The following is a 21,757-nucleotide window of genomic DNA, read 5'->3' on the forward strand; positions in this document are numbered from 1 at the left end:
CCACTGGTGACAGACGGCTTCCCGGCTCCCGTCGCGGTGGCCAACGCGCCCCTGGCAGCCACCGTCACGCGCGTCGCCGAACTCGCGGGCAAGTTGGGGTACGACCTGAACAAGGTCTTCGACCTGCGCCGCCTCTCCGAGGCCTCGGGCGTCCCCGCCGACGTGGTCAAGACGCTGCTGGACGGCAGGCCCGCCGGCGAGCCCTGTCTGCAGACCCGCTTCCTCCAGCGCCTCGACCTGCTCCGCCGCACCCGGGTCAAACCCAACGGCCGCCGCTACACGCAGCAGGAGATCGCCGATGGCGCCGGGATGTCCCGGCAGCAGGCCGGCGCCCTGATCAACGGCGACCGCCGGCCCACCATGGAGCACTGCGACGCGATCCAGCGCTTCTTCGGCGTCCACGCGGGCTTCCTCACCGCGCACGACGCCGACGCCCTCACCGACGCCCTCCTGCGCACCGAGCAGCAGCTGCTCCAGGACTACGCGGGCCGCACCCGCGAAACCGTACCCGCCCCGGCGGCTTCGGCAGGCGATCCGCTGGCAAGACTCCTCCAGAACCATGGCGTCCGGGGCATCGCCTGGCGCGCCGCCCAACTGCCCAGCGACAAGCACCGGGACAAGGTGACCGAATGGCTGGACATGCTTCTCGAAAGCGTGAAACCGAACGACGAATCCTGACCCAGTCGCGAGTCTGGGTCTGATCCTTGAGTCCTGATCCGGATCCGCGCCGACGGGGAGAACGGTGAGCATAGGCAGAGAGCAGCGCCGGTTGTGCGGCGAACTGGTGGCCGGGCTCCGGCTGACCGCGCCCGTGGAACCCGTGGACCTCTACGCCGCCCTCTGCGAGGGCATGAGCAGACACCGCGGCCGCCGGGTGGACTTCCGGATGGCCTCGTTCCCGCCGGGGACGGCCAGCGGCCTGTGGCTCGACATGGCGGACCGCGACCTGGTGGTCATCGAGGAACGCACCGCGCCGGACCACCAGCTGGTGATCCTCGGCCACGAGCTGTGGCACATGAAGGCCGGCCACTGCAGCCACCACGTCGACGGAGCCGCCGTCGCCGCCCGACTACTGTCCGACGAGGCCGACCTCGGCGAGACCGTCCGCCGGGTCGCCGCGCGCACCCGCGCCGACGTCCAGGAGGAGACCGAGGCCGAGACGTTCGGTTTACTGCTGGGCAGCCGGTGCCGCACCTGGCTGGCCGGGTCCGCGAGCCACCGGGCGCCCGCACAGCGAGACCAGTTGGCGGGGCGCATCGAAGCCTCGCTCGGATACCGGGGGCACAGGAACGACCGTTGAAGGGCCAGGACTACTACATTCCGGCAGCCGCGATGGCGATCGCGCTCGCCTTCAAGCTGCCCGCCCTGAGGCACAACTGGCGCGATCCGCTGCTGCGTTCCGTCTGTGCCCTGCTGATCCTGGCCGGATCGGTGTTCACCTTCGCCGCTCCCCCGACGATCGGGGCGGTCAACCGCTGGACCGGCGTCAGCAACTTCTCCGCCCCCCTCGTCTACTGCCTGATCACCGCCTTCAGCGCCGCCTGCCTGGTACTGATCGTGAACTGGCGCGGCGGCCCGCCCGAGTTGACCCAGCGCATCTCGCGCCGCTGGATCCTCGGCTACGGCGCGGTCATCGTGGGGCTGATCATCCTCTTCCTGCTCGGTGACGCGCCGGTGGAGCGGCTGCGCGACTTCGACACGTACTACGCCGGCACCCCGTACATGCGCGAGCTGATCGCCCTGTACCTGCTGGCGCACAACGTCGCCGCCGTCGTCATGGTGGCCATGTGCTGGCGCTGGTCGCTCCAGGTCCGCGGCTGGCTGCGCACCGGCCTCGTGATCATCGTGCTCGGGTACGTCTTCAACCTCAGTTACGACGCGACCAAGATGACCGCCGTGATCGCCCGCTGGACGGGCCACGACCTCGACTGGCTGAGCACCTTCGCCGCCCCGCCGCTCGCCTCCGCGGGCGCACTGATCAGCGCGATCGGCTTCGTCGTGCCCCTGGTCTGCCAGCGGCTGTCCGACAGCTGGCAGACGTGGACCACCTACCGGCGGCTCGGCGCGCTCTGGCAAGAGGTGCAGATCGCGGCGCCCAGCGGCGTTCCCGCCATCCGGATGGCCTGGTGGTCCCCGGTCGAGCTGAGGATGATCCAGCGCGAGTCGGACATCCATGACGGATTCCTGCACCTGGGGCCGTACTTCGACAAGCGCCACCACGACGACGCCTACGACCGCGCCCTCACCGACGGGGCGGACGAGGAGACGGCGCGCGCGGTCGCCGACGCGGCCATGGTCGCGGCTGCCGTCCAGGCCCGCTCCGCGGACCCCGAGGGCAAGGTCATCGGGGCCAGCGAGGAGAGCGCGCCCGACACCCCCGGCGGGCCGCGCGACCTCGTCCGCATCTCCCACGCCCTGCGGCATTCGCCCGTGGTGGAGGCCGTCCGCCGACAGCTCGCGCTGCCGCGCTGATCAGCGCCCGGCGACGGCCAGCGCCACCTTCGGGAAGAGGTCCTGGAAGGGTGCGGCGCTGTCGATGCCCTCACGGCCGTACGGGGCGTCGAAGCTCCACACCATGAACAGCAGGAACACGATCAGCGCGCTGAAGAGCCCCGCCAGCAGCAGCTCCCGTCCCGAACGGCGGATCTGGAGGGTGAAGATCAGCCCCACCGTCACCACCCCGCCGACCAGCAGCCCGAACCACACCACGCTCGGCAGGGTCGACTCGGAGCTCTGCACCCGCGAGTGGCGGGCGTCGTCGGCCGCCGCGATGTGGTCCAGCAGCGGCTGGTAGGTCTGGGCCTGGAGTTCGGTGGCCGGGCTCTGGTGGGTGACGTCGCTGCGCAGCGCGCCGAGGAGCTCGGCGCCCTCGGGAGAGGCGCCCTTGCCGGAGGTCAGCCGGGGCCAGTCCACGGCGACGGTGTGGGAGACGTACGCGTCCACCTCGCCGCGGATCCGGTCGCGGACGGCGGCCGGATAGACGTCGGCCCGCTGCGAGACCTCGTACAGCGACTGGGCCTCGCGGCGCACGCTGTCCTCGGCAGCGCCTCGGGCCTCCCAGACCCCGGCGATGGCCAGGCCCAGCACGATCGCGTAGACCACACCCACCATCATCGTCATGTACTCGATGACGTCGGGGGTTTCGCTGGTGTCCTCGTCGGCTGCGACCCGGCGGTGCCGGATCAGCGTGCAGGCGAGGACGAGGGCGCAGACGAGCACCATGGCGATGGCCAGGACCAGCCATTCGGACACGAGGGATCTCCCGTTGGTGGGTCGGTTCGGATCGTCGGATCGTCGGATCTTCGGATCGTCGGTTCGGACGGAACGTGGTGCGCGCGGGCTCAGCCGCGGCTCTTGGAGCGGGGCCGCAGGGCGGCGGCCGCCAGCACGGCCGGGGTGGTGACGACCACCATGAGCATCATGGTGGACAGGCCGTTCGGGCCGCGCCGCTCCAGGGCTGTCGCGCGGTACGGGCGCACGTGGAAGGTGCTCACGGGCACGGCCACGGCTGCGGCCCGGGGCGGAGCCGGGCTCTTCCCGGGCACCGGCCCTGCCTCCTCCGCGGCAGCCGCCGCGGGCGCCGGGGGCTCCGCCTGCCCGGCCCTCGCCTCCGCCGGCGGCCGCACGGGCTGCGGCCGCGGCGGTTCGGCCACGGGAACCGGAGCCGGCCCCCGTCCGGGGTGGTGCACGGTCGACCGGGCGGCGCCGGGCAGGACGGCCCGTACCGGCGGTCGCGGCGAGGGCCGTACCACGGGCGGGGAGGGCTCGGCGGCGGGCGCGGAAGGCTCGGCGGCGGGCGGCCGCGGCTGCGCGCTCGGCACGCACGCGTCCGCACGGGCACCGTCCTCGTCGCCGTCGCCGTCGCCGTCGCCGTAGCCGTAGCCGTAGCCGTAGCCGCCGGGAGCGTCGCCACGGGTGTGGCCACCGGGGTGGTCGGGGCGGTGGCCGTCGTCCGCGACCGCCACCTGGGCGTGCAGCGGGCTGAGCGCCGCCACCAGGCCCGCCCCGGCGAAGTACTGCCAAGCGGTCACCGCGCGTCCTTCCGTTCCGCAGCCGTTGTGAGGTGTCGGCTGAAGAAACGATCACGGGACCGCTTCGATACGCTGCAGACGCGTCAAGATCTCCGGTGGAGGGATTACTTCAGGCCATCGGCGGCAGAAACCCGCCCGGGGAGCTCGACACCGCCGTCCGGGAGCGCGTCCGCGAGGATCCGCAGCGCCGCCTCCGACGGCGAGCCCGCCTCCGCGGTATAGGTGATCAGCGACTGGTCGGGGTCGTCCGGCAGGTTCAGGCTCTCGTAGGCGAGGGTCAGCTCGCCGACCACCGGATGCCGCAGGTGGTATCCGCCGTGGCTCTTGAGCCGGACCTCCTGCCGGGCCCAGAGGCCGGCGAACTCCGGGCTCCGCCCGCTCAGTTCCTCGATCAGCGTTGTGAACCGCCCGTCGTAGGGGTGGCGTCCGCGGTCCAGCCGGAGGTAGGCGACCAAGTCCCGCGCCTTGGCCTCCCAGTTGACGTACCGGCCGCGTACCCCGGGGTCCAGGAAGACCAGCCGGGCCTTGTTGCGCTGCTCCGGGGCCAGTGCGCCGAAATCGGTGATCAGGGCGGCGAAGAGCGGGTTCCAGGCGAGGATGTCGGTGCGCCGGCCGATGACGAACGCCGGGGTCTGCGGGATCGACTCCAGCAGCCTGCGCAGGCCCGGCCGGACCTCCTGCACCGCCGCGCTCCCGCCGTCATCGCCGTCCCCGGCAGCGGGCTGTGCGCCCCGTCCCGCGGTGCGCACCAGCCGGGTCAGGTGGGCGGTCTCGGTGGCGTCCAGGCGCAGGGCGCTCGCCACGGCTCCGAGGACGGCGTCGGAGACGTTCTCCGCGCGGCCCTGCTCGAAGCGGGTGTAGTAGTCCACGCTCACCCCGGCGAGCTGCGCGAGCTCCTCGCGGCGCAGGCCCGGCACCCGGCGGCGGCCGCCCAGGAAGGGCAGGCCCGAGTCCTCGGGGCGGATCCGGGCGCGCCGGGACCGCAGGAAGTCGCCGAGTTCCGCTTTCGGGCGTGTGGCTGTCATATCCGCGATCTTAAAGGGCCCGGACACCCCGGCCGGAAGCCTTCCTCAGCGGAGGGAAAGGGCCGGTCCGGGCCATGAGGCCGAGCTCTTCGCCTGCGGGTCCTTCTCGGCCGGGAAGCCGGGCACCGGCACGGCCTCCGCGTCCGGGGGGCACGCCGAAGGGGCGCGACCTCGGCAGGTCGCGCCCCTCTCGGAGTCGGGTCGGTGCGCCCGGGCTGTACGGCCCGGCGGCGGGGCTCAGCCCGCCTCGGAACCGCCGAAGCGCTCGCGGTAGGACTCCAGGTCCTCCTCGGTGATCTTCGCGAAGAGCACCGGCGGCACGGTGAACGGCGTCCCCGCCGGGACCGCGTCCAGCGAGCGGGCCTGCTCCGGGGTCACCCACGCCGCGGTGTCGTCGGCGAGCGCGAACGCGGAGCGCATGGCGCGCGCCGAGGCCGGGATGAACGGCTCGGAGACCACCGAGTAGAGGTGGATGAGGTTCATCGCGGTGCGCAGGGTGAGGGCCGCGCCCTCCGGGTCGGTCTTGATCTCCAGCCAGGGGGCCTTCTCCTCCAGGTAGGAGTTTCCGGCCGACCACAGTGCGCGCAGGGCGGCCGCCGCCTTGCGGTACTGGGTGGTCTCCATGTGGCCCTCGTACTCGGCCAGCAGCTCGGCGATCTGCTCCCCGAGCCGGGTCTCGGCCTCGCCGGCCGCCGTGCCCGCCGGGACGTCGTCGCCGAAGCGCTTGCGGGAGAAGGAGAGCACGCGGTTGACGAAGTTGCCGAGGGTGTCGGCGAGGTCCTTGTTGACCGTGGCGGTGAAGTGCTCCCACGTGAAGGACGAGTCGTCGGACTCGGGAGCGTTGGCGATGAGGAAGTAGCGCCAGTAGTCGGCGGGGAGGATCTCCAGCGCCTGGTCGGTGAAGACGCCGCGCTTCTGCGAGGTGGAGAACTTGCCGCCGTAGTACGTCAGCCAGTTGAAGGCCTTGACGTAGTCGACCTTCTTCCACGGCTCGCGGGTGCCGAGCTCGGTGGCCGGGAACATCACCGTGTGGAACGGGACGTTGTCCTTGGCCATGAACTGCGTGTAGCGGACGTCCTCGGCCTCGTACCACCACGACTTCCAGTCGCGGGTGGCCGGGTCGAGGTCCGACCACTCCTTGGTCGAGCCGATGTACTCGACGGGGGCGTCGAACCAGACGTAGAAGACCTTGCCCTCGGCGGCCAGGTCGGGCCAGGTGTCGGCCGGGACCGGGACACCCCAGTCGAGGTCGCGGGTGATCGCGCGGTCATGCAGGCCCTCGGTCAGCCACTTGCGGGCGATGGAGGACGCCAGCTGGGGCCACTCCTCCTCGTGCTGCGCGACCCAGGCCTCGACCTCGTGCTGGAGCTTGGACTGCAGGAGGAACAGGTGCTTGGTCTCGCGGACCTCCAGCTCGGTGGAGCCGGAGATCGCCGAGCGGGGCTCGATCAGGTCGGTGGGGTCCAGGACGCGGGTGCAGTTCTCGCACTGGTCGCCGCGGGCCTTGTCGTAGCCGCAGTGCGGGCAGGTGCCCTCGACGTAGCGGTCCGGCAGGAAGCGGCCGTCGACCGGCGAGTAGACCTGCCGGATCGCGCGCTCCTCGATGAAGCCGTTCTCCTGGAGCCGGCGCGCGAAGCGCTGGGTGATCTCGCGGTTCTGCGCGGAGGAGCTGCGGCCGAAGTAGTCGAAGGACAGCTCGAAGCCGTCGTAGACGGCCTTCTGGGCGTCGTGGGCCTGGGCACAGAACTCGGCGACCGTGAGGCCGGCCTCCTTGGCGGCGAGCTCGGCCGGGGTACCGTGCTCGTCGGTGGCGCAGATGTAGAGCACGTCGTGGCCGCGCTGGCGGAGGTACCGGGCGTACACGTCCGCCGGAAGCATCGACCCGACCATGTTGCCCAGGTGCTTGATCCCGTTGATGTACGGAAGCGCGCTGGTGATCAGGTGTCGAGCCATCCTCGGATGCTCCATTCGTTGCATTATGCGGATTTGTGCGGTGGCAAACGTGCCGTGACGGATTGTGATCCGGTTCATCGTATCGAACCGCCGAAAGGCGCCGCGCCGCATTTCTGTGGGTGGGCGTCACGCAAAAGCGAGGGAAGTGACCTCTGCGTCACGGCCCTCGCTCCGGGTCATGGTACGTCACCCCGCGTGTGCCCCGGTCGGTGCCCCGGAAGGCGCGACCGACCGGTGCATGAGCTCCCCGCTTGGCGAGGGCATATGCGTTTGCGCTGGTTGGAGCCGCGCGCGGTCGAAGTCTGTCACGAGTCGATCATCACCGACCGTAATCCTCCAGGTTTCTTCTCCGCGCCCCCCTAGTGCGCCCGGACTGCCAGGCTGAGCCGCGTACAGGGGATGAGGTGGAACGGTGAGCGATGGCGGACCAGAGGAGTCCGGTGGGGCTGTGGGACTGCCCAGCCGACGGCAGCGGCCGACACCCATGAGCCAGTGGGACCCGACCGCACGGTTGTCGTACTGGGCCTTCCACGCCAACCGACGGCCCTCGTACATGCGCTTCGCGTATTTGCAGCTCGGCTCCGACGCGGCGGCCGAAGCCGCGGTGGACGCCACCTTCGACTCGATCATGAACGAGTGGCTACGCATGCTCCATATGGACCGCCTCGACGCCTATGCCTGGACCATCCTCAAGCAGCGGCTGGTCGACCGGCAGCACCTGCGCAGCCCGTGGCCGGAGCCCATGGACATCAGCGCTTTCGAGGCCGCGCTCAAGGAGGCCAATGCCGACCAGTACGAGGTCCTGACCGACACCATCCGCTTCTACTCGGCCGTCTCCCGGCTCGCCGAGCGCCAGCGCGACGCCGTGTTGCTGCGCTACGGGCTCCAGTGCACGCCGGGGGAGGCCGCCGCCGTCATGGGCGTCGACGAGGCCACGGTCCGCTCGCAGCTGGGCCAGGCCCACCGCCGGCTCGCCCGCCTGCTCGACACCTCTGCCGAATCATGAGGCGGCGGGAGGGCAAGGAGGAGCGCGGCGGCGACGCCACCCGCCGCTCGCTGGCCGAGTTCCTGGCCCGGGCGAGCGTCCGGGACCGCTACCCGCACTACGACCTGGGCGCGGCCGAGGCGCGGCTGCTGCGCACCTCCCGCATGGGCGCCTGGGCGGCCCGCACCAGGCGGCGGGCCTACGGGTGGAGCGACCCGGTGCGGGACTGCCCGCTCGACTCGGAACGGGCCCGCCGCGACCTGAAGGCCGCCTGTCTGGCGGCGGTGTGCGCGCCGAGGGCGGAGGCGCAGCTCGAAGCGTTCCTCGCCGGGGGGCCGACCGATCTGGGCGGCGCCCTGGTCTTCGGGTGTCTGCTGCACCTGGCCGGGCTGCGCGAGGGTGCCCGGTTCTGGTGGCAGTTCGCCGCCGGTTCCGGGACGGCCCGGACGGTGGTGGCCGCGTACTGCCTCTTCCTGGACCACTCCCGGCGCGGGGAGCACCACGACGCCCGGGTCTGGGCGCGTGAGCTGGGCCGCCGCGGGTTCCGGCCCGGGGGCCGGCGCGAACTGCGGGAGGTCCGGCTGTGTGCCCAGGCGGCCGTGTTGCGCTACGTCGACCAGCTCGACGATCCCGATCTGGGCCCGGTGCCGATGCCCCGGCCGGGGCTGACCTCCGTCCTGGCGGCGTTCCGGCCGCCGCCCCGGATGCAGCCGCAGCCGCCGCGGCCGGTCGCCGGGCCACAGCGGCGGCCGCCCCTCGCGGCGGCCTCCCGGGGCCGCGCCCCCCAGGGCGGCACGAGCGAGGCCATGGCGGAGGCCCGGCGGGCCCTGGCCGTCGTACGCGTCCTGGAAAAGCACCCGCTGGGGGTCCGCCTCGGCCAGCTCGGGCGGGAGTCCGGGCTCGCCGAGGCGGAGCTGAAGCCGGTGCTGGTGATGCTGTGCGAGGAGGAGTACGCGTACCGCCCGGGCGCCGGCGTGTACGCGCGCGGGCCCGCGCTGGACCGGCTCGCCGCCCCGGGCGGCAGCGGTCTGGCGGGCCAGCTCCAGCGGACCCTGGCCCTGGCCCGGGACAGTGCGGGCGCCGCGGTGTACCTGAGCCGGTACGCCGACGGCGAGGTCCGGATCACCCAGATGGCCGACGGGCCCGGGGCGCCGCCCGTCCAGGAGTGGGTGGACTTCCGGGCGGCCGCGCATGCCAGCGCCGTCGGCAAGTGCCTGCTGACCCAGCTCGACCACGACCGCCGGCGCGACCACGTGGCCCGGCACCGGCCTGCGCGGCTCACCCCGCAGACGATCACCGACAGCCGGGTCCTGTTCACCGCCCTGGACGCGGTGGCTCCGGGCGCGCCCGTCTTCGACCTGCGCGAGTACTCCCCGGGCGTGGTCTGCTCGGCGGTCCCGATCGCCACCGGCGACGCGGCCGGCAGCCTGGCGCTCTCCCTCCCGGCGTCCCATGCGCACCGGCTGCACGAGGCGACGGAGGCCCTGCGGCGCAAGGCCGTTCCGGTGCTGCTGGCCCTGCTCCTGTCGGGGGCGATCCCGCCGGACGCCCCGGATGCCGCGGATGACCCGGCGGCGGCGCCGGAGCCCGCGCCGGCCCCGACCGGCATCAGTGCGGAGACCCTGCGGCACTTCCGCCACGTGTTCCGGACCGCGCTGCCCCGGCAGACCCCCGGGGCGGCCGCCCCGGCCGGCCCGCACCTGGTCAGCGACACCGCCGCGGCGGCGGCGTACCTGTTCGAGGCCTTCCCGGACACCGACCCGCCGCGGCTGGCCCTGCCCCACACCTTCGCCCCGCTCACCCCGGGCAGCCTGCCGGCCGCCGAAGGGCTGGTGGTCCTGAGCACCACCTGACCCGCGCGGGCCGCCGCGCCCTGGGCGGGAACCCCCGCCCAGGGCGGGTCCACCCTGCCCGCCGCCGGCTCCGCCACGGGTCCACCCCGCCCGGGTGAGCCGGTCCGCCGCGGGGTTCTCCCCGCACGGCACCGGCTCCGCCGCGGGGTTCACCCCGCCCGGGTGAGCCGGTCCGCCCCCGACAGCACGGCCGCCGCCAAGGCCTCCGCCGCGGCGGACGACCGCCGACCGCGCAGCAGGGCGAACTCCACCGCGCCCAGCTCCGGCAGCCCGCCGACCCGTACCAGCCCCGGTGGGATCAGCCCGCGCGTATGGGCCATCACGCCCAGCCCGGCCCGGGCCGCGGCCACCAGCCCGCTGAGGCTGCCGCTGGTGCAGGCGATCCGCCAGGGCCGCCCCTCGCGCTCCAGCACTTCCAGTGCCCGGGCCCTGGTGATCCCGGGCGGCGGGAAGAGGATCAGCGGTACCGGGCGGTCCGGGGCCACCCGCAGGCCCTCCGCCCCGATCCAGACCATCCGGTCCCGCCAGACCAGCCGGCCGCGCTCGTCGCCCGGCCCGCGCCGCTTCGCCAGCACCAGGTCGAGCCGTCCAGCGTCCAGGCGTTCGTGCAGGGTCCCGGACAGCTCCACCGACAGCTCCAGGTCCACCTCGGGGTGCTCGTGCCGGAAGCCCTCCAGGATCTCCGGCAGCCGGGTCAGCACGAAGTCCTCCGACGCCCCGAACCGCAACCTGCCGCGCAACCGCGTCCCGGCGAAGAAGGCCGCCGCCCGCTCGTGCGCTTCCAGGATGGTCCGCGCGAAGCCGAGCAGCGCCTCGCCGTCCTCGGTGAGTTCCACGCTGTGGGTGTCCCGGAGGAAGAGCGGCCGCCCGGTCGCCTCCTCCAGCCGCCGGACGTGCTGGCTGACCGTGGACTGCCGTACGCCGAGCCGCCCGGCGGCCTGCGTGAAGCTCAGCGTCTGGGCCACCGTGAGGAACGTACGCAGCTGGACGGGGTCGTACACGCCTCCAGCCTATTGCGGAACGTGATGGCAGTGAGAGCGGTATGCGGGTTTCCCGATCACGGGGGCCCGCCGACGATGGGAGAAGTACCCCCGCCCGCACGACAGCAAATGAGCCTCCGCCCATGCGCCGCCCGTCCCTCCCCGCCCGGCCGACCGTGGACCCGTACGTCCTGGCCCTGCTCGGCACCGTCGGCCTCGCCGCCCTGCTGCCCGCGCGCGGGACGGCCGCCACCGTGTCCGGGGGCGCCGCCACGGCAGCCGTGGCCCTGCTCTTCTTCCTCTACGGCGCGCGGCTCTCCACCCGGGAGGCGCTCGACGGACTGCGTCACTGGCGGCTCCACCTGACCGTGCTGGGCTGCACCTTCCTGCTGTTCCCGGTGCTCGGCCTGGCGACCGGATGGCTGGTCCCCACCCTGCTGACGCCCCCGCTGCAGAGCGGGCTGCTCTTCCTCTGCCTGGTTCCCTCGACCATCCAGTCCTCCATCGCCTTCACCTCGATCGCCCGTGGCAACGTGCCCGCCGCGATCTGCGCCGGCTCCTTCTCCAGCCTCGCCGGGATCGTCCTGACCCCGCTGCTCGCCGCCGGGCTGCTCGGCGGCAGCACGGGCGGTTTCTCCCCCGACTCCCTCGTCAAGATCGTCCTGCAGCTCCTGCTGCCCTTCCTCCTGGGCCAGCTCCTGCGCCCGTGGGTCGGCGGATTCCTCCTCCGCCACAAGAAGGTGCTCGGCCGCGTCGACCGCGGTTCGATCCTGCTCGTCGTCTACACCGCCTTCAGCGCGGGCATGGCCGCGGGCATCTGGCACCAGGTCAGCCTCCCGCGGCTGGGCGCCCTGTTGCTGGTGGAGGCCGCGCTCCTCACGGTGATGCTGCTGGTCACCTGGTACGGGGCGGGGCGCCTCGGCTTCGGCCGCGAGGACCGCATCGCCATCCAGTTCGCCGGATCCAAGAAGAGCCTGGCGGCCGGACTCCCCATGGCCGGCGTGCTGTTCGGCGCACAGGCGGGCCTCGCGGTGCTGCCGCTGATGCTGTTCCACCAGATGCAGCTGATGGTGTGCGCGGTGCTGGCGCGGCGCCGCGCGCAGGATGCCGCGCCCGGCTCCGGGGCCGAACTCGGCCCCGGGCATGTGGTGGAGGTCTCGCCCGGGTCCCAACACCCTGCCCTGCGGGCCCGGTAACGTGCGGCGGTGACCTGGATACGCCCGCTCGCCGCCCATGCCGAACGCCCCTGCACCCTGGTGGTGTGCCGTGGGTGCTGTTGCGGAGACCCCCGCAAGAACCCCGGCACCGACCATGCGGGCCAACTGGCCCGGCTGCGCGAGGCCGCGGCGGCTTCCGGGGGCCGGCTGGCGGTCCGTACGAGCGACTGCCTCGGCCCGTGCGCGCAGGCCAACGTCATCGTGGTGCAGCCCACCAGCGAGGCCCGTCGGCGGGGTGCCCGCGCGGCCTGGTTCGGCTGGGCGCTGGACGACACCGCCACGGACGAGGTCATCGCCTGGGCGGAATCCGGCGGCCCGGGCGTCACCCCGGTCCCGCCGACGCTGGACCTCCACCGCATCGACCCCCCGGACCCCAAGCCGGCCCCCACCCGCCGCGGCCGTCGCCGCTAGCCCGTCCTCACGTCCCGCTCGGAAGGACCGCGGGGCCGGGGCGCATCAGGCGGCCGGAGCCCGCTACGGAGCCACCCGGCAGGCGGTCACCGCGGTCCCGTTGGGCACACCGTCCTTGGTCAGGCCGTAGACGCACCCCGCGCGGTCGCCGGTCACGCCGGTGTCGCACACCTTCCGGACCGCCTCCGGGGCCTCGCCGCCCCGCAGCTCCCGCTCGACCTGGTTGATGCAGGCCCTGACGTCCGCGTGGGCGGCGGCTGCCGTGAGGGCGGCGGTGCCGCCGAGCACGAGGGTCAGGCCGGTGAGGGCGCGGGCCCTATCCCGCGTCGAAGAGGAGCCGTTCCTCGCCCGCGTAGATGTTCATGTCCGGGCCGCGCAGGAAGCCGACCAGGGTGAGCCCCGATTCCAAGGCCAGGTCCACCGCCAGGGAGGACGGGGCGGAGACGGCGGCCAGGACCGGGATGCCCGCCATGACGGCCTTCTGCGCGAGCTCGAAGGAGGCCCGGCCCGACACCAGCAGCACCGAGGCCGTCAGCGGAAGGCGGCCGGCCTGCAGGGCCCTGCCGACGATCTTGTCCACGGCGTTGTGCCGGCCCACGTCCTCCCGTACGTCGAGCAGCTCGCCCTGCGCGGAGAACAGTCCGGCCGCGTGCAGACCACCGGTCCGGTCGAACACCTTCTGCGCCGCGCGCAGCCGGTCGGGCAGCTGCGCGAGGAGGTCCACGGGGATCCGCACCCCGTCGGCGGCGGCCCCGGGGAAGCGGGTGGCGGTGCGCACCGCGTCCAGGCTGGCCTTGCCGCACAGGCCGCAGGAGGAGGTGGTGTAGACGTTGCGCTCCAACGTGAAGTCGGGCAGCGCGACGCCGGGGGCGAGCTGCACGTTCACCACGTTGTACGTGTTCGAGCCGTCCTCGGTGGCACCCTCGCAGTAGGTCACGGCCCGTACGTCCGCCGGGGAGCCGAGCACGCCCTCGCTGACCAGGAAGCCGACGGCCAGGGCGAAGTCGTCGCCCGGAGTGCGCATGGTGATGGCGAGCGGCTTCCCGTTCAGCCGTATCTCCAGCGGCTCCTCGGCGACCAGGGTGTCGGGGCGGACTCCGCTCACCCCGCCTCGCACCCGCACGACGCGACGGCGCTCGGTGACCCGTCCCATGCTGATCAGCCCGCCGTTCGTTCCGTGCACGTGGTGCACCTCTGCGTGCACCCTGACGGGCCCATTCTCGCGGATCCGTCGTCCGCGGGACTCCCGGCAGGAAGCTCCTCCGGAATCTCCAAATTAGTGGGCGGTAATCCTGTTGGTTCCCGTGCACCTCTACCCACCGGTAGCAGGTCAAGCTGGGTCATCTGACTGCCGTACAAAGGGGGACCCCGCCCATGACCGGTTCACGCGTGGTGGCGCTAGGGCACTACCAGCCCGCCAAGGTGCTCACCAACGAGGACCTTGCGGCCATGGTCGACACCAGCGACGAGTGGATCCGCTCCCGGGTCGGCATCAGGACCCGGCACGTCGCCGGCCCGGACGAGCCGGTCGACGAGCTGGCGTTCCACGCCGCGGGCAAGGCCCTGGCCGGCGCCGGGCTGACTCCCGACGAGATCGACCTCGTGCTCGTCGCCACCTCCACCGCGATCGACCGGTCCCCCAACATGGCCGCCCGGGTGGCCGCCAAGCTGGGCATGCGCAGCAGTCCCGCCGTCATGGACCTCAACGTGGTCTGCTCGGGTTTCACGCACGCCCTGGCCACCGCCGACCACGCCATCCGGGCGGGCTCCGCCACCCGCGCCCTGGTGATCGGCGCGGACAAGATGACGGAGATCACCGACTGGAGCGACCGCACCACCTGCGTCCTGACCGGGGACGGGGCGGGCGCGGCCGTCGTCGAGGCGTGCGCGGAGCCCGGGATCGGGCCGGTCCTGTGGGGCTCGGTGCCCGAGATGGGCCACGCGGTCCGGATCGAGGGCTCGCCGCCGGTCTTCGCCCAGGAGGGCCAGTCCGTCTACCGCTGGACGACCAGCCAGCTGCCGCCGCTCGCCCGCAAGGTGTGCGAGAAGGCCGGCGTGGCCCCCGAGGAGCTGGCCGCGGTCGTCCTCCATCAGGCGAACCTGCGGATCATCGAGCCGCTGGCCCAGAAAATCGGCGCGGTCAACGCGGTGGTCGCCCGCGACGTGGTCGACTCCGGCAACACCTCGGCCGCCAGCATCCCGATGGCCCTGTCGAAGCTGGTCGAGCGCGGCGGGATCCCCTCGGGCGCCCCGGTCCTCCTCTTCGGCTTCGGCGGCAACCTCTCGTACGCCGGCCAGGTCATCCGCTGCCCGTAGGGCCTGCCGGGGCCGGGCAGGAGCGGGCTTCCGCCGCCAGGGCGGCCATGAGGACGACGACGAGTGCGAGCAGCTGCCACATCCCGGCAGCCGCCGTGCCGACCGGGACGGTGGCCAGGACGAGCACCATGGCCGCGGCCCGGAATCGGGCCGGCCCGATCCCGAGTACGGCCCGGAAGGCCAGGTCTCCGGCGAGGTAGACCGCCACCCCGCCGGCCAGGACGACCGCCGGGCCGGGGTCGAGCTGCTCGCCCAGGTGTCCGATGGTCTTCTTGACCCCCGCGGCGAAGGCCGCGATGCCCAGCAGCATGGGCAGGAAGGCGTAGTAGTAGGCGAGCATCGCCAGCTTGAAACGCCGCTCGGGCGCGGTCTCGGCGAAGACCTCCTCGGCCCGGCCCTCGTCGCGTACGAAGTACATCCACCACAGGGCCGACGCGATGGCCAGGGCGAGGAAGGCGCCCGCGGCGATGCCCGGGGACAGCGTGAGCGAGCCCACGCCGATGCCGATCGCGATCACGGACTCGCCGAACACGATGATCAGCAGCAGGCCGTGGCGCTCCACCAGGTGCCCGGAGCTCATGCCGCCGAGCTGGTCGCTGACGGTGGTCGTCGCCCCTTCGGCGTTCGCCGCCTGCTCCTGTCCGCTCGCGGCGGCCCGCTGCACCACCTGTGGCACCACGAACTGGATCAGCAGGGCGAGCAGCCACAGCCCCCAGGCGGGCGGTCCGTCGAAGTACGCGGCAGCCGTCACCACGAGCGCGCACAGCACATTGGGCAGCGCGAACCACAGCACGCCCAGCCCGTGTGCCTGGGTGAAGAGCGCACTGTGCACGAGGACGACGCAGAGGTACCCGAGCCCGAAGGCGACCCCGCCGGCCCCGAACGCGGTCGGCACCGCGAGCGCGCACACGAGGAAGGCCCCCATGGCCAGGATGAGCAGCACCCTGCGCGCCGTACGGTCGGGCGGCACCTGGTTGGTCAGGTGCGCGTAGCCCCCGTACATCCAGAACAGCACGGTGAAGATCACGACGACCTGCCCCGCGCCCCGGAGGCTGATGTCGTCGGCGAGCAGCACCGTCAGCTGCGTGATGGTGAAGACGAAGACGAGATCGAAGAACAGCTCCAACGTACTGACGCGGTGCTCGGCTTCCATGCGTGACTCCCCCTGGCTCCCGGACGTGCGGCGCTCATATGACCGCCTCCCCGGCCCCGGTGTCCAGCGGAACACGGGGTCCCGTGGTGCTCTGCGGCGCATGCGTGCAGGTCAGCGAGCGGCCCCGGGCCGAATACCTGGTCGGAAGCACCCCGATCCCCTGCTATTGTTGTCCTTGTCGCCGCGGGAAACCGGGGCCGACCACCTGGTCCGGGTGGCGGAATGGCAGACGCGCTAGCTTGAGGTGCTAGTGCCCTTTATCGGGCGTGGGGGTTCAAGTCCCCCCTCGGACACACAGAGCAAGAGCCCCACTTCGGTGGGGTTTTTTGCGTTTCCCGTGCCGTGACGTGCCACTCCGTGTTCCCTGGGGAGGTCTTGTGGAGGTCTTCCCACGGTGATCAACCGCGGGAAGGCGTGGGGTAGCGTCGCCGCGCTGCGGGGAGAGGAGCGGGGCATGCGCGAGATCAGCGTCCCACCGGTCGTCACGGACCCACCCGTCGGCGGCCTCGCCGACGTCGTCTTCCGGTACGCCCGGGAAGAGCCCGGCCGGATCGTCCTCGGGCGGAAGGCCGGCGGGCTGTGGCAGGACGTGACCTCGGCGGAGTTCGCCGGGCAGGTGCTCGGGCTGGCGCGGGGGCTGCTGGCGCAGGGCGTGCGGTTCGGGGACCGGGTCGCCATCATGTCCCGGACCCGGTACGAGTGGACCCTGTTCGATTTCGCGCTGTGGGCGGTCGGCGCCCAGCCCGTGCCCGTCTACCCGACCTCCTCCGCCGAGCAGGTGCACTGGATCCTGCAGGACTCCGACTGCGTCGCCTGCGTCGTGGAGGACGAGGACCAGGCCATGACCGTGGGGTCGGTGATCGAGGGGCTGCGCGGTCTGCGCAGGCTGTGGCAGCTCGACGCCGGGGCCGTCGAGTCGCTGGTCGCGGACGGGCGGGGGGTCGACGACGACGTGGTGCACCGCCACCGCCGCGCGGTCACGCCCGATGCCGTCGCCACGGTCATCTACACCTCGGGGACCACCGGGCGCCCCAAGGGCTGTGTGCTGACCCACGGCAACTTCATGTACGAGGCGGACACGATGGTGGCCCGCTGGGAGTCCGTCTTCCAGGCCGGCCCGGGGGAAACGCCGTCGACCCTGCTGTTCCTGCCGCTCGCGCACGTGTTCGGGCGGATGGTGGAGGTGGCGGCGGTCCGGGCCCGTGTGAAGCTCGGACACCAGCCGGTGCTGGCGGCGGCCGAGCTGCTGCCGGACCTGGCCGCGTTCCGGCCGACGTTCGTGCTGGGGGTTCCGTACGTCTTCGAGAAGGTCTTCGCGGCGGCCCGGCGCAAGGCGGAGACGGAGGGGCGCACGAGCGCGTTCGACCGGGCGGTGGAGACGGCCGTACGGTACGCCGAGGCGCGCGAGCAGAAGGCCTTCGGCAGCGGGCCGGGACCCTCGGCGGCGCTGCGGATGGAGCACCAGCTCTTCGAGAGGCTGGTGTACGGGAAGGTCCGCGAGGCGATGGGCGGGCGGGTACGGCACGCCATGTCGGGCGGTTCGGCGATGTCGCGCCGGCTCGGGCTGTTCTTCGACGGTGCCGGGATCACCATCTTCGAGGGGTACGGCCTGACCGAGTCCAGCGCCGCGGCCACCGCGAACCCGCCGGGCGCCACCAAGTACGGCACGGTGGGCCTGCCGATCCCGGGCAGTACGGTGCACATCGCCGAGGACGGGGAGGTCTGGCTGCACGGGAGCCACGTCTTCTCCGGATACCTGGGCGATCCGCGCGCCACGCAGGAGGTGCTGCGGGACGGTTGGCTGGCGACCGGGGACCTGGGGAGGCTGGACGAGGACGGGTACCTCGTCATCACCGGGCGCAAGAAGGAGATCCTGGTGACCTCCAACGGCAAGAGCGTCTCACCGACGGCCCTGGAGGAGCGGGTGCGTTCGCATCCGCTGGTCTCGCAGTGCGTGCTGGTGGGCAACGACCGGCCGTACGTGGCCGCGCTGCTCACGCTCGACATGGAGGGCATCGCGCACTGGCTGTCGCTGCGGGGCCGCCCGCAGCTGCCGGCCGCGCAGCTGGTCCACGACCCGGACCTGAAGGCGGAGGTGCGTCGTGCGGTGGTGGCCGCCAACACGCTGGTCTCGCAGGCGGAGGCGATCCGCACCTTCCGGGTGCTGGGCGAGCAGTTCACGGAGGAGCGCGGCCTGCTGACGCCCTCGCTGAAGCTGAAGCGGCGGGCGATCGAGAAGGCGTACGCGATGGAGGTGGCGGCTCTCTACCAGTCCTGAGCCAGGTTCTGACGAGACGTCACGTGCGCGCTGGCCTTCCACGAGCTGCGCTCCGGGCTCCGATGGCCGGCGGTCCCCGCGGCGCTGCTGGTGGTGGGCGTGCTGGCCCCCGGACTCGGCTGGGGGCTGGACCGGCTGATGTTCCGGCGGCTCGCACGGGTCGGCGAGACGGCGCAGATCGTGGCCACCATCGGGCTGCTCGTGGCGCTGCCGGCGGCCGGATTGTGGGCGGTGGAGCTGCTCGCGGACGCCGGAGCGGACGTCGTCCCGGCGGAGAACCAGTTCGGCCTGCCCGGAGTGGGGCCGAGTCCCGCCACGTCCTGGCAGTTCACGGACGGGGTCGGCATCGACTCCGACCAGCTGATCACCTGGGTGGTGACGGCGGTGGTGGCGGGGGCCCTGTGGGTGCTGATGCGGAACACCCGGCTCGGGCTGCACCTGCGGGCGGCCGTCGACAACCGCTCGCTGACCGAACTGCGCGGCATCAGCGCCGACCGGCTGTCCTCGGTGGCGTGGATGATCGCCTCGGCGCTCGCAGGGCTGGCCGGGGTGCTGGCGACCCCGCTGCTGGGACTGTCGGCCCACGACTTCACCCTGTTCCTCTTCGTTTCGGCCACGGCGGCGGCCCTCGGGCGGTTCGCGTCCGTGCCGCTCGCCTTCGCGGGCGGGCTCGGCCTGGGGGCGCTGCAGAACCTGGTGGCCGGGTACGCGTCGTTGGCGGAGTCCGTCACCGGGTTCCGGACGGCGGTGCCGTTCCTGGTGCTGTTCGGCGGGCTGCTGGTGCTGACCCGGCGGGCGAGGACGGCCGGGACGGCAGCCGTGGACACCCCGGCGGTGGACCACCTGGCGGGGGCCGGGTGGGGGCGGCGCTGGGGGGTGTGGGCCGTGGCCGCCGCGCTGCTGGGCGCGGCCTTCTACACGGTGACACGCCGTTCTGGAGCGGGCTGCTCGCGCAGGGGCTCGCCGTGGGGCTGGTGTTCATGTCCTTCACCGTGGTGACCGGCCTGGGGGCGATGGTCTCGCTGGCCCAGGCCACGTTCGTGACGGGGGCCGCGCTGGTCGCGGGGATGCTGATGAGCCGGGGCTGGCCGTTCGCCCTGGCGCTGGCTGCGGGGACCTGCGCGGCGGCGGCCCTGGGGGCGCTGGTCGCGCTGCCGGCGCTGCGGCTGGGCGGCAGGTCGCTGGCCCTGGCCACGCTCGCCCTGGCGTTCCTCGCGGACCAGGTGCTCTTCCAACTGCGATGGCTGCGCAACAGTGATGCGGGATGGTCCGTCCCGCGCCCGGTGTTCGGGCCGGTGGACCTGTCCGACGACCGGGCGCTGGGGGTGGCGCTGCTCGTCCTCGTCGCCGCGGTCGCCGCCGCCCTGAGCGCGCTGCGCAACTCCCCCTCGGGGCGGGCGATGCTGGCCGTGCGGTCGGCGCCCGCGGCGGCGATGGCCTCGGGGGTGTCCGTACTGCGGACGAAGCTGCTGCTGTTCACGGTGTCGGCGGGACTGGCCGGGTTCGGGGGCGTGCTGTACGCCTCGTACAACACCCGCATCACCGCGACGGACTTCACGGCCATGACGGGGCTGGTCTGGCTGGCGGTGGTGGTCGCGGCGGGGGTGCGGCGGCCCCCGTACGCGGTGGTGGCGGGGCTGGTGTACGCCGTGGCCCCGCGGCTGCTGGCGGACCACGTGACGGCGTCGGCGCATCTGCCGGTGATCCTGTTCGGCCTGGCGGGGCTGGCCCTGGCCAACGATCCGGACGGGTACTGCGCGGCGGTTCCGGTGCGACTGGCCCGGCGGCGCGCCGGGGGTGGTGGCGGTGCGGCTGCCGACGGGCCTGTTCTTCGGCCCGTCCGCGGTTCGAGGACCGGGTCCGGGCAGAGCCCGGTTTCAGGAAGGGGCGGGGAGGGGGACCGCCCTGCAGGGCCCGGTCCCGCCCCGGGCCCCGGCCCCGCAGGGCCTGCCCTGGAGCTGCGCGGCGTCAGTGCCGGGTACGACGGGGGGCTCGTACTGCGCGGGGTGGACCTCCTCGTGCGGAAGGGGGAGATCCTGGCCGTGCTCGGGCCCAACGGGGCCGGGAAGAGCACGGCCTGCCGGGTCGCCGCCGGGCTGCTGGGCGTCACCGGCGGGAGTGTCCACGTAGGCGGACGGGACCTGACCCGCCGGGGGGCCGTGGCGCGGGCGCGCGCCGGGGTGCTGCTCGCGCCGGAGGGCCGGGGCGTCTTCCCCTCGCTCAGCGTCGAGGAGAACCTGGCGCTGTACCTGAAGGACGCCGGCGAGCGGGACGCCGTGTACGGGCGCTTCCCCGGGCTGCGCGAGCGGCGGGGGGTCGCCGCGGGCGCGCTGTCCGGCGGGGAACAGCAGCTGCTGGCGCTCGCTGCGCTGCTCCAGCGGCCGCCCGCGGTACTGGTTGCCGACGAGCCCTCGCTCGGCCTCGCGCCGCGCGTCGTGGAGGAGGTGTACGCGCTGCTCACCGAGCTGCGCGACGCCGGGACGGCGCTGCTGCTGGTGGAGGAGAAGGCCGCCGGGATCCTCGGGGTCGCGGACACGGTGGCCTACCTCTCCCAGGGCCGGGTCTCCTGGTGCGGGCCGCGCGCCGAGGTGGAGGCCGACCGGCTCACCGAGGCCTACCTGGGGATGGGCCGGTGAGCGGCGGGGGCGTCCTGGAGGCGTCGGGGATCAGCGTCCGCTTCGGCGGGGTCAGGGCCCTGACGGGGGTGGACCTCGTCCTACGGGCCGGGGAGGTGTGCGGGCTGATCGGGCCGAACGGCGCGGGGAAGACGACGCTGTTCGACGTGTTGTCCGGGATCCGGCGCCCCGATCGGGGGCGGCTGCTGCTGGACGGGGTGGACATCACCCGCCGCTCCCCCGTGTGGCGGGCCCGGCACGGGATGCGCCGGACCTTCCAGCGCCGGCAGCTGTTCGGGCAGCTCAGCGTCGCCGACAACGTGCTCGTGGCGCAGGAGTGGCGGGGCGGCGGCGGTGGTTGGGCCGCCGATCTGGTCGGCTCGCCGACCCGGCGCCGCCGGGAGCGGGCGCGGCGCGAGCAGGGCGAGGGGATCCTGCGGTCGTGCGGTATCGGGGCGCTGGGGGCGGCGTACGCGGGCGGCCTGCCGGTCGGGCAGGCCAGGATGGTGGAACTGGCCCGCGCGGTAGCCGATCCGCCGCGGGTCCTGCTCCTCGACGAGCCGGCGTCCGGGATGTCCGCGCCCGAGCGCGAGCAGCTCGCGGCGGTGGTGCGGGGGCTGGCCGCGGAGGGGTGCGCGGTGCTGCTGGTCGAGCACAACGTGGCGTTCGTGATGGAGCTGTGCGCCCGGGTGGTCGTCCTGGACCTCGGAACGGTCCTCGCCGAGGGCTCGGCGGCGGAGGTCCGGGCCGATCCGCTGGTACGGGAGGCCTATCTGGGTGGCTCCTGACAACCCGTCCGGGGGACGGGGGCCGGGGGCGGGCATAAAGTGCGGGGGCGGCGGTTTCCCGGGGGCGGCCTGTTGCCGCGTCCGGACACGGCCGTACGGCCTCCTACGACGACCCGATGTAACAGCCCGACGTGAACCAGGTCCCCGCCATC

At 73.3% G+C, this 21,757-nt stretch carries 20 protein-coding genes and 1 tRNA gene; 13 read left to right on the forward strand and 8 right to left on the reverse strand.

All coding sequences use genetic code 11. The features are described 5' to 3' along the window. Positions 1–6: 6 nt before the first annotated feature. From AC0666_RS18695 to AC0666_RS18705, 3 genes are all read left to right on the forward strand, one after another. Positions 7–678, forward strand: a complete 672-nt coding sequence (locus AC0666_RS18695) for a helix-turn-helix domain-containing protein (protein ID WP_356846284.1) — start codon at positions 7–9, stop codon at positions 676–678. A gap of 64 nt (positions 679–742) precedes the next feature. After that, a complete protein-coding gene (locus AC0666_RS18700; RefSeq protein WP_361723758.1) occupies positions 743–1,300 on the forward strand; it encodes a toxin-antitoxin system, toxin component in 558 nt (185 codons plus the stop codon). Further along, the gene (locus AC0666_RS18705; RefSeq protein WP_468968884.1) at positions 1,297–2,472 is read left to right on the forward strand and encodes an MAB_1171c family putative transporter; all 1,176 of its coding nucleotides are present in this window, start codon (positions 1,297–1,299) and stop codon (positions 2,470–2,472) included. The genes AC0666_RS18700 and AC0666_RS18705 overlap by 4 nt, the downstream gene beginning before the upstream one ends. Here AC0666_RS18705 and AC0666_RS18710 read toward each other — a convergent pair whose 3' ends face one another. The 4 genes from AC0666_RS18710 to metG all read right to left on the reverse strand — a co-directional run bounded on the left by AC0666_RS18710 (position 2,473) and on the right by metG (position 7,009). Next, positions 2,473–3,252 (reverse strand): bestrophin-like domain, encoded by a 780-nt coding sequence (locus tag AC0666_RS18710; RefSeq protein ID WP_468968881.1) that lies wholly within the window; start codon positions 3,250–3,252, stop codon positions 2,473–2,475. It lies immediately after the preceding gene. An 89-nt stretch (positions 3,253–3,341) separates the two neighbouring features. After that, positions 3,342–4,031: a hypothetical protein gene (locus AC0666_RS18715; RefSeq protein ID WP_468968878.1), complete on the reverse strand. Its 690-nt coding sequence runs from the start codon at positions 4,029–4,031 to the stop codon at positions 3,342–3,344. A gap of 104 nt (positions 4,032–4,135) precedes the next feature. Further along, a complete protein-coding gene (locus AC0666_RS18720) occupies positions 4,136–5,056 on the reverse strand; it encodes a helix-turn-helix transcriptional regulator (RefSeq protein WP_468968876.1) in 921 nt (306 codons plus the stop codon). A 237-nt stretch (positions 5,057–5,293) separates the two neighbouring features. Further along, entirely contained in the window at positions 5,294–7,009 is a 1,716-nt protein-coding gene (metG, locus tag AC0666_RS18725; protein WP_468968873.1) for a methionine--tRNA ligase, read from the reverse strand. 484 nt (positions 7,010–7,493) lie between these two features. On the opposite strand from metG, the gene AC0666_RS18730 reads away from it, so the two are divergent. Next, a complete protein-coding gene (locus tag AC0666_RS18730; RefSeq protein ID WP_356846292.1) occupies positions 7,494–8,015 on the forward strand; it encodes an RNA polymerase sigma factor in 522 nt (173 codons plus the stop codon). Next, complete coding sequence (locus AC0666_RS18735) at positions 8,012–9,847, forward strand: IclR family transcriptional regulator (RefSeq protein ID WP_468968870.1); 1,836 nt, start codon at positions 8,012–8,014, stop codon at positions 9,845–9,847. The genes AC0666_RS18730 and AC0666_RS18735 overlap by 4 nt, the downstream gene beginning before the upstream one ends. A gap of 149 nt (positions 9,848–9,996) precedes the next feature. Here AC0666_RS18735 and AC0666_RS18740 read toward each other — a convergent pair whose 3' ends face one another. Next, positions 9,997–10,848: a LysR substrate-binding domain-containing protein gene (locus AC0666_RS18740; RefSeq protein ID WP_468968868.1), complete on the reverse strand. Its 852-nt coding sequence runs from the start codon at positions 10,846–10,848 to the stop codon at positions 9,997–9,999. A gap of 122 nt (positions 10,849–10,970) precedes the next feature. On the opposite strand from AC0666_RS18740, the gene AC0666_RS18745 reads away from it, so the two are divergent. Both AC0666_RS18745 and AC0666_RS18750 read left to right on the forward strand, forming a co-directional pair. After that, complete coding sequence (locus tag AC0666_RS18745) at positions 10,971–12,023, forward strand: bile acid:sodium symporter family protein (RefSeq protein WP_478707952.1); 1,053 nt, start codon at positions 10,971–10,973, stop codon at positions 12,021–12,023. 9 nt (positions 12,024–12,032) lie between these two features. After that, complete coding sequence (locus AC0666_RS18750) at positions 12,033–12,455, forward strand: (2Fe-2S) ferredoxin domain-containing protein (protein WP_356846295.1); 423 nt, start codon at positions 12,033–12,035, stop codon at positions 12,453–12,455. Positions 12,456–12,518: 63 nt separating this feature from the next. Here the strand turns inward: AC0666_RS18750 and AC0666_RS18755 are convergent, their stop codons facing one another. Together AC0666_RS18755 and fdhD are read right to left on the reverse strand one after the other, a co-directional pair. Then, the gene (locus AC0666_RS18755; protein ID WP_468968863.1) at positions 12,519–12,743 is read right to left on the reverse strand and encodes a hypothetical protein; all 225 of its coding nucleotides are present in this window, start codon (positions 12,741–12,743) and stop codon (positions 12,519–12,521) included. A gap of 28 nt (positions 12,744–12,771) precedes the next feature. After that, positions 12,772–13,608, reverse strand: a complete 837-nt coding sequence (fdhD, locus tag AC0666_RS18760) for a formate dehydrogenase accessory sulfurtransferase FdhD (protein WP_468969581.1) — start codon at positions 13,606–13,608, stop codon at positions 12,772–12,774. A 221-nt stretch (positions 13,609–13,829) separates the two neighbouring features. Between fdhD and AC0666_RS18765 the strand changes: the two genes are divergently transcribed. Continuing rightward, on the forward strand, positions 13,830–14,771 hold the full coding sequence (locus AC0666_RS18765) for a beta-ketoacyl-ACP synthase III (protein WP_468968860.1): 942 nt from the start codon (positions 13,830–13,832) through the stop codon (positions 14,769–14,771). On the opposite strand, the gene AC0666_RS18770 is transcribed toward AC0666_RS18765, so the two are convergent. Beyond that, the gene (locus tag AC0666_RS18770; RefSeq protein ID WP_468968857.1) at positions 14,755–15,924 is read right to left on the reverse strand and encodes a low temperature requirement protein A; all 1,170 of its coding nucleotides are present in this window, start codon (positions 15,922–15,924) and stop codon (positions 14,755–14,757) included. The genes AC0666_RS18765 and AC0666_RS18770 overlap by 17 nt on opposite strands. A 208-nt stretch (positions 15,925–16,132) precedes the next feature. Here AC0666_RS18770 and AC0666_RS18775 point away from each other — a divergent pair. From AC0666_RS18775 to AC0666_RS18795, 5 genes are all read left to right on the forward strand, one after another. After that, a tRNA-Leu gene (locus tag AC0666_RS18775) sits at positions 16,133–16,217 on the forward strand. A gap of 161 nt (positions 16,218–16,378) precedes the next feature. Beyond that, on the forward strand, positions 16,379–18,202 hold the full coding sequence (locus AC0666_RS18780) for an AMP-dependent synthetase/ligase (protein WP_468968854.1): 1,824 nt from the start codon (positions 16,379–16,381) through the stop codon (positions 18,200–18,202). Positions 18,203–18,292: 90 nt separating this feature from the next. Next, on the forward strand, positions 18,293–19,201 hold the full coding sequence (locus AC0666_RS18785; protein WP_468968851.1) for a branched-chain amino acid ABC transporter permease: 909 nt from the start codon (positions 18,293–18,295) through the stop codon (positions 19,199–19,201). Further along, the gene (locus AC0666_RS18790; RefSeq protein WP_468968848.1) at positions 19,168–20,838 is read left to right on the forward strand and encodes an ABC transporter permease subunit; all 1,671 of its coding nucleotides are present in this window, start codon (positions 19,168–19,170) and stop codon (positions 20,836–20,838) included. Before AC0666_RS18785 ends, AC0666_RS18790 begins: the two co-directional genes overlap by 34 nt. Beyond that, positions 20,835–21,605, forward strand: coding sequence for an ABC transporter ATP-binding protein (locus tag AC0666_RS18795; protein ID WP_468968845.1), 771 nt, complete (start codon positions 20,835–20,837; stop codon positions 21,603–21,605). Before AC0666_RS18790 ends, AC0666_RS18795 begins: the two co-directional genes overlap by 4 nt. Positions 21,606–21,757 lie beyond the last annotated feature (152 nt).

Source organism: Streptomyces sp. NPDC043680 (assembly GCF_056436685.1).

Bases quoted from the DNA above. Each gene is read 5' to 3' on its own strand.
- AC0666_RS18735 (WP_468968870.1), top strand. From the start codon at position 8,012: ATGAGGCGGCGGGAGGGCAAGGAGGAGCGCGGCGGCGACGCCACCCGC.
- fdhD (WP_468969581.1), bottom strand. From the start codon at position 13,608: ATGGGACGGGTCACCGAGCGCCGTCGCGTCGTGCGGGTGCGAGGCGGG.
- AC0666_RS18720 (WP_468968876.1), bottom strand. From the start codon at position 5,056: ATGACAGCCACACGCCCGAAAGCGGAACTCGGCGACTTCCTGCGGTCC.
- AC0666_RS18780 (WP_468968854.1), top strand. From the start codon at position 16,379: ATGCGCGAGATCAGCGTCCCACCGGTCGTCACGGACCCACCCGTCGGC.
- AC0666_RS18765 (WP_468968860.1), top strand. From the start codon at position 13,830: ATGACCGGTTCACGCGTGGTGGCGCTAGGGCACTACCAGCCCGCCAAG.
- AC0666_RS18770 (WP_468968857.1), bottom strand. From the start codon at position 15,924: ATGGAAGCCGAGCACCGCGTCAGTACGTTGGAGCTGTTCTTCGATCTC.
- AC0666_RS18745 (WP_478707952.1), top strand. From the start codon at position 10,971: ATGCGCCGCCCGTCCCTCCCCGCCCGGCCGACCGTGGACCCGTACGTC.
- metG (WP_468968873.1), bottom strand. From the start codon at position 7,009: ATGGCTCGACACCTGATCACCAGCGCGCTTCCGTACATCAACGGGATC.
- AC0666_RS18730 (WP_356846292.1), top strand. From the start codon at position 7,494: ATGAGCCAGTGGGACCCGACCGCACGGTTGTCGTACTGGGCCTTCCAC.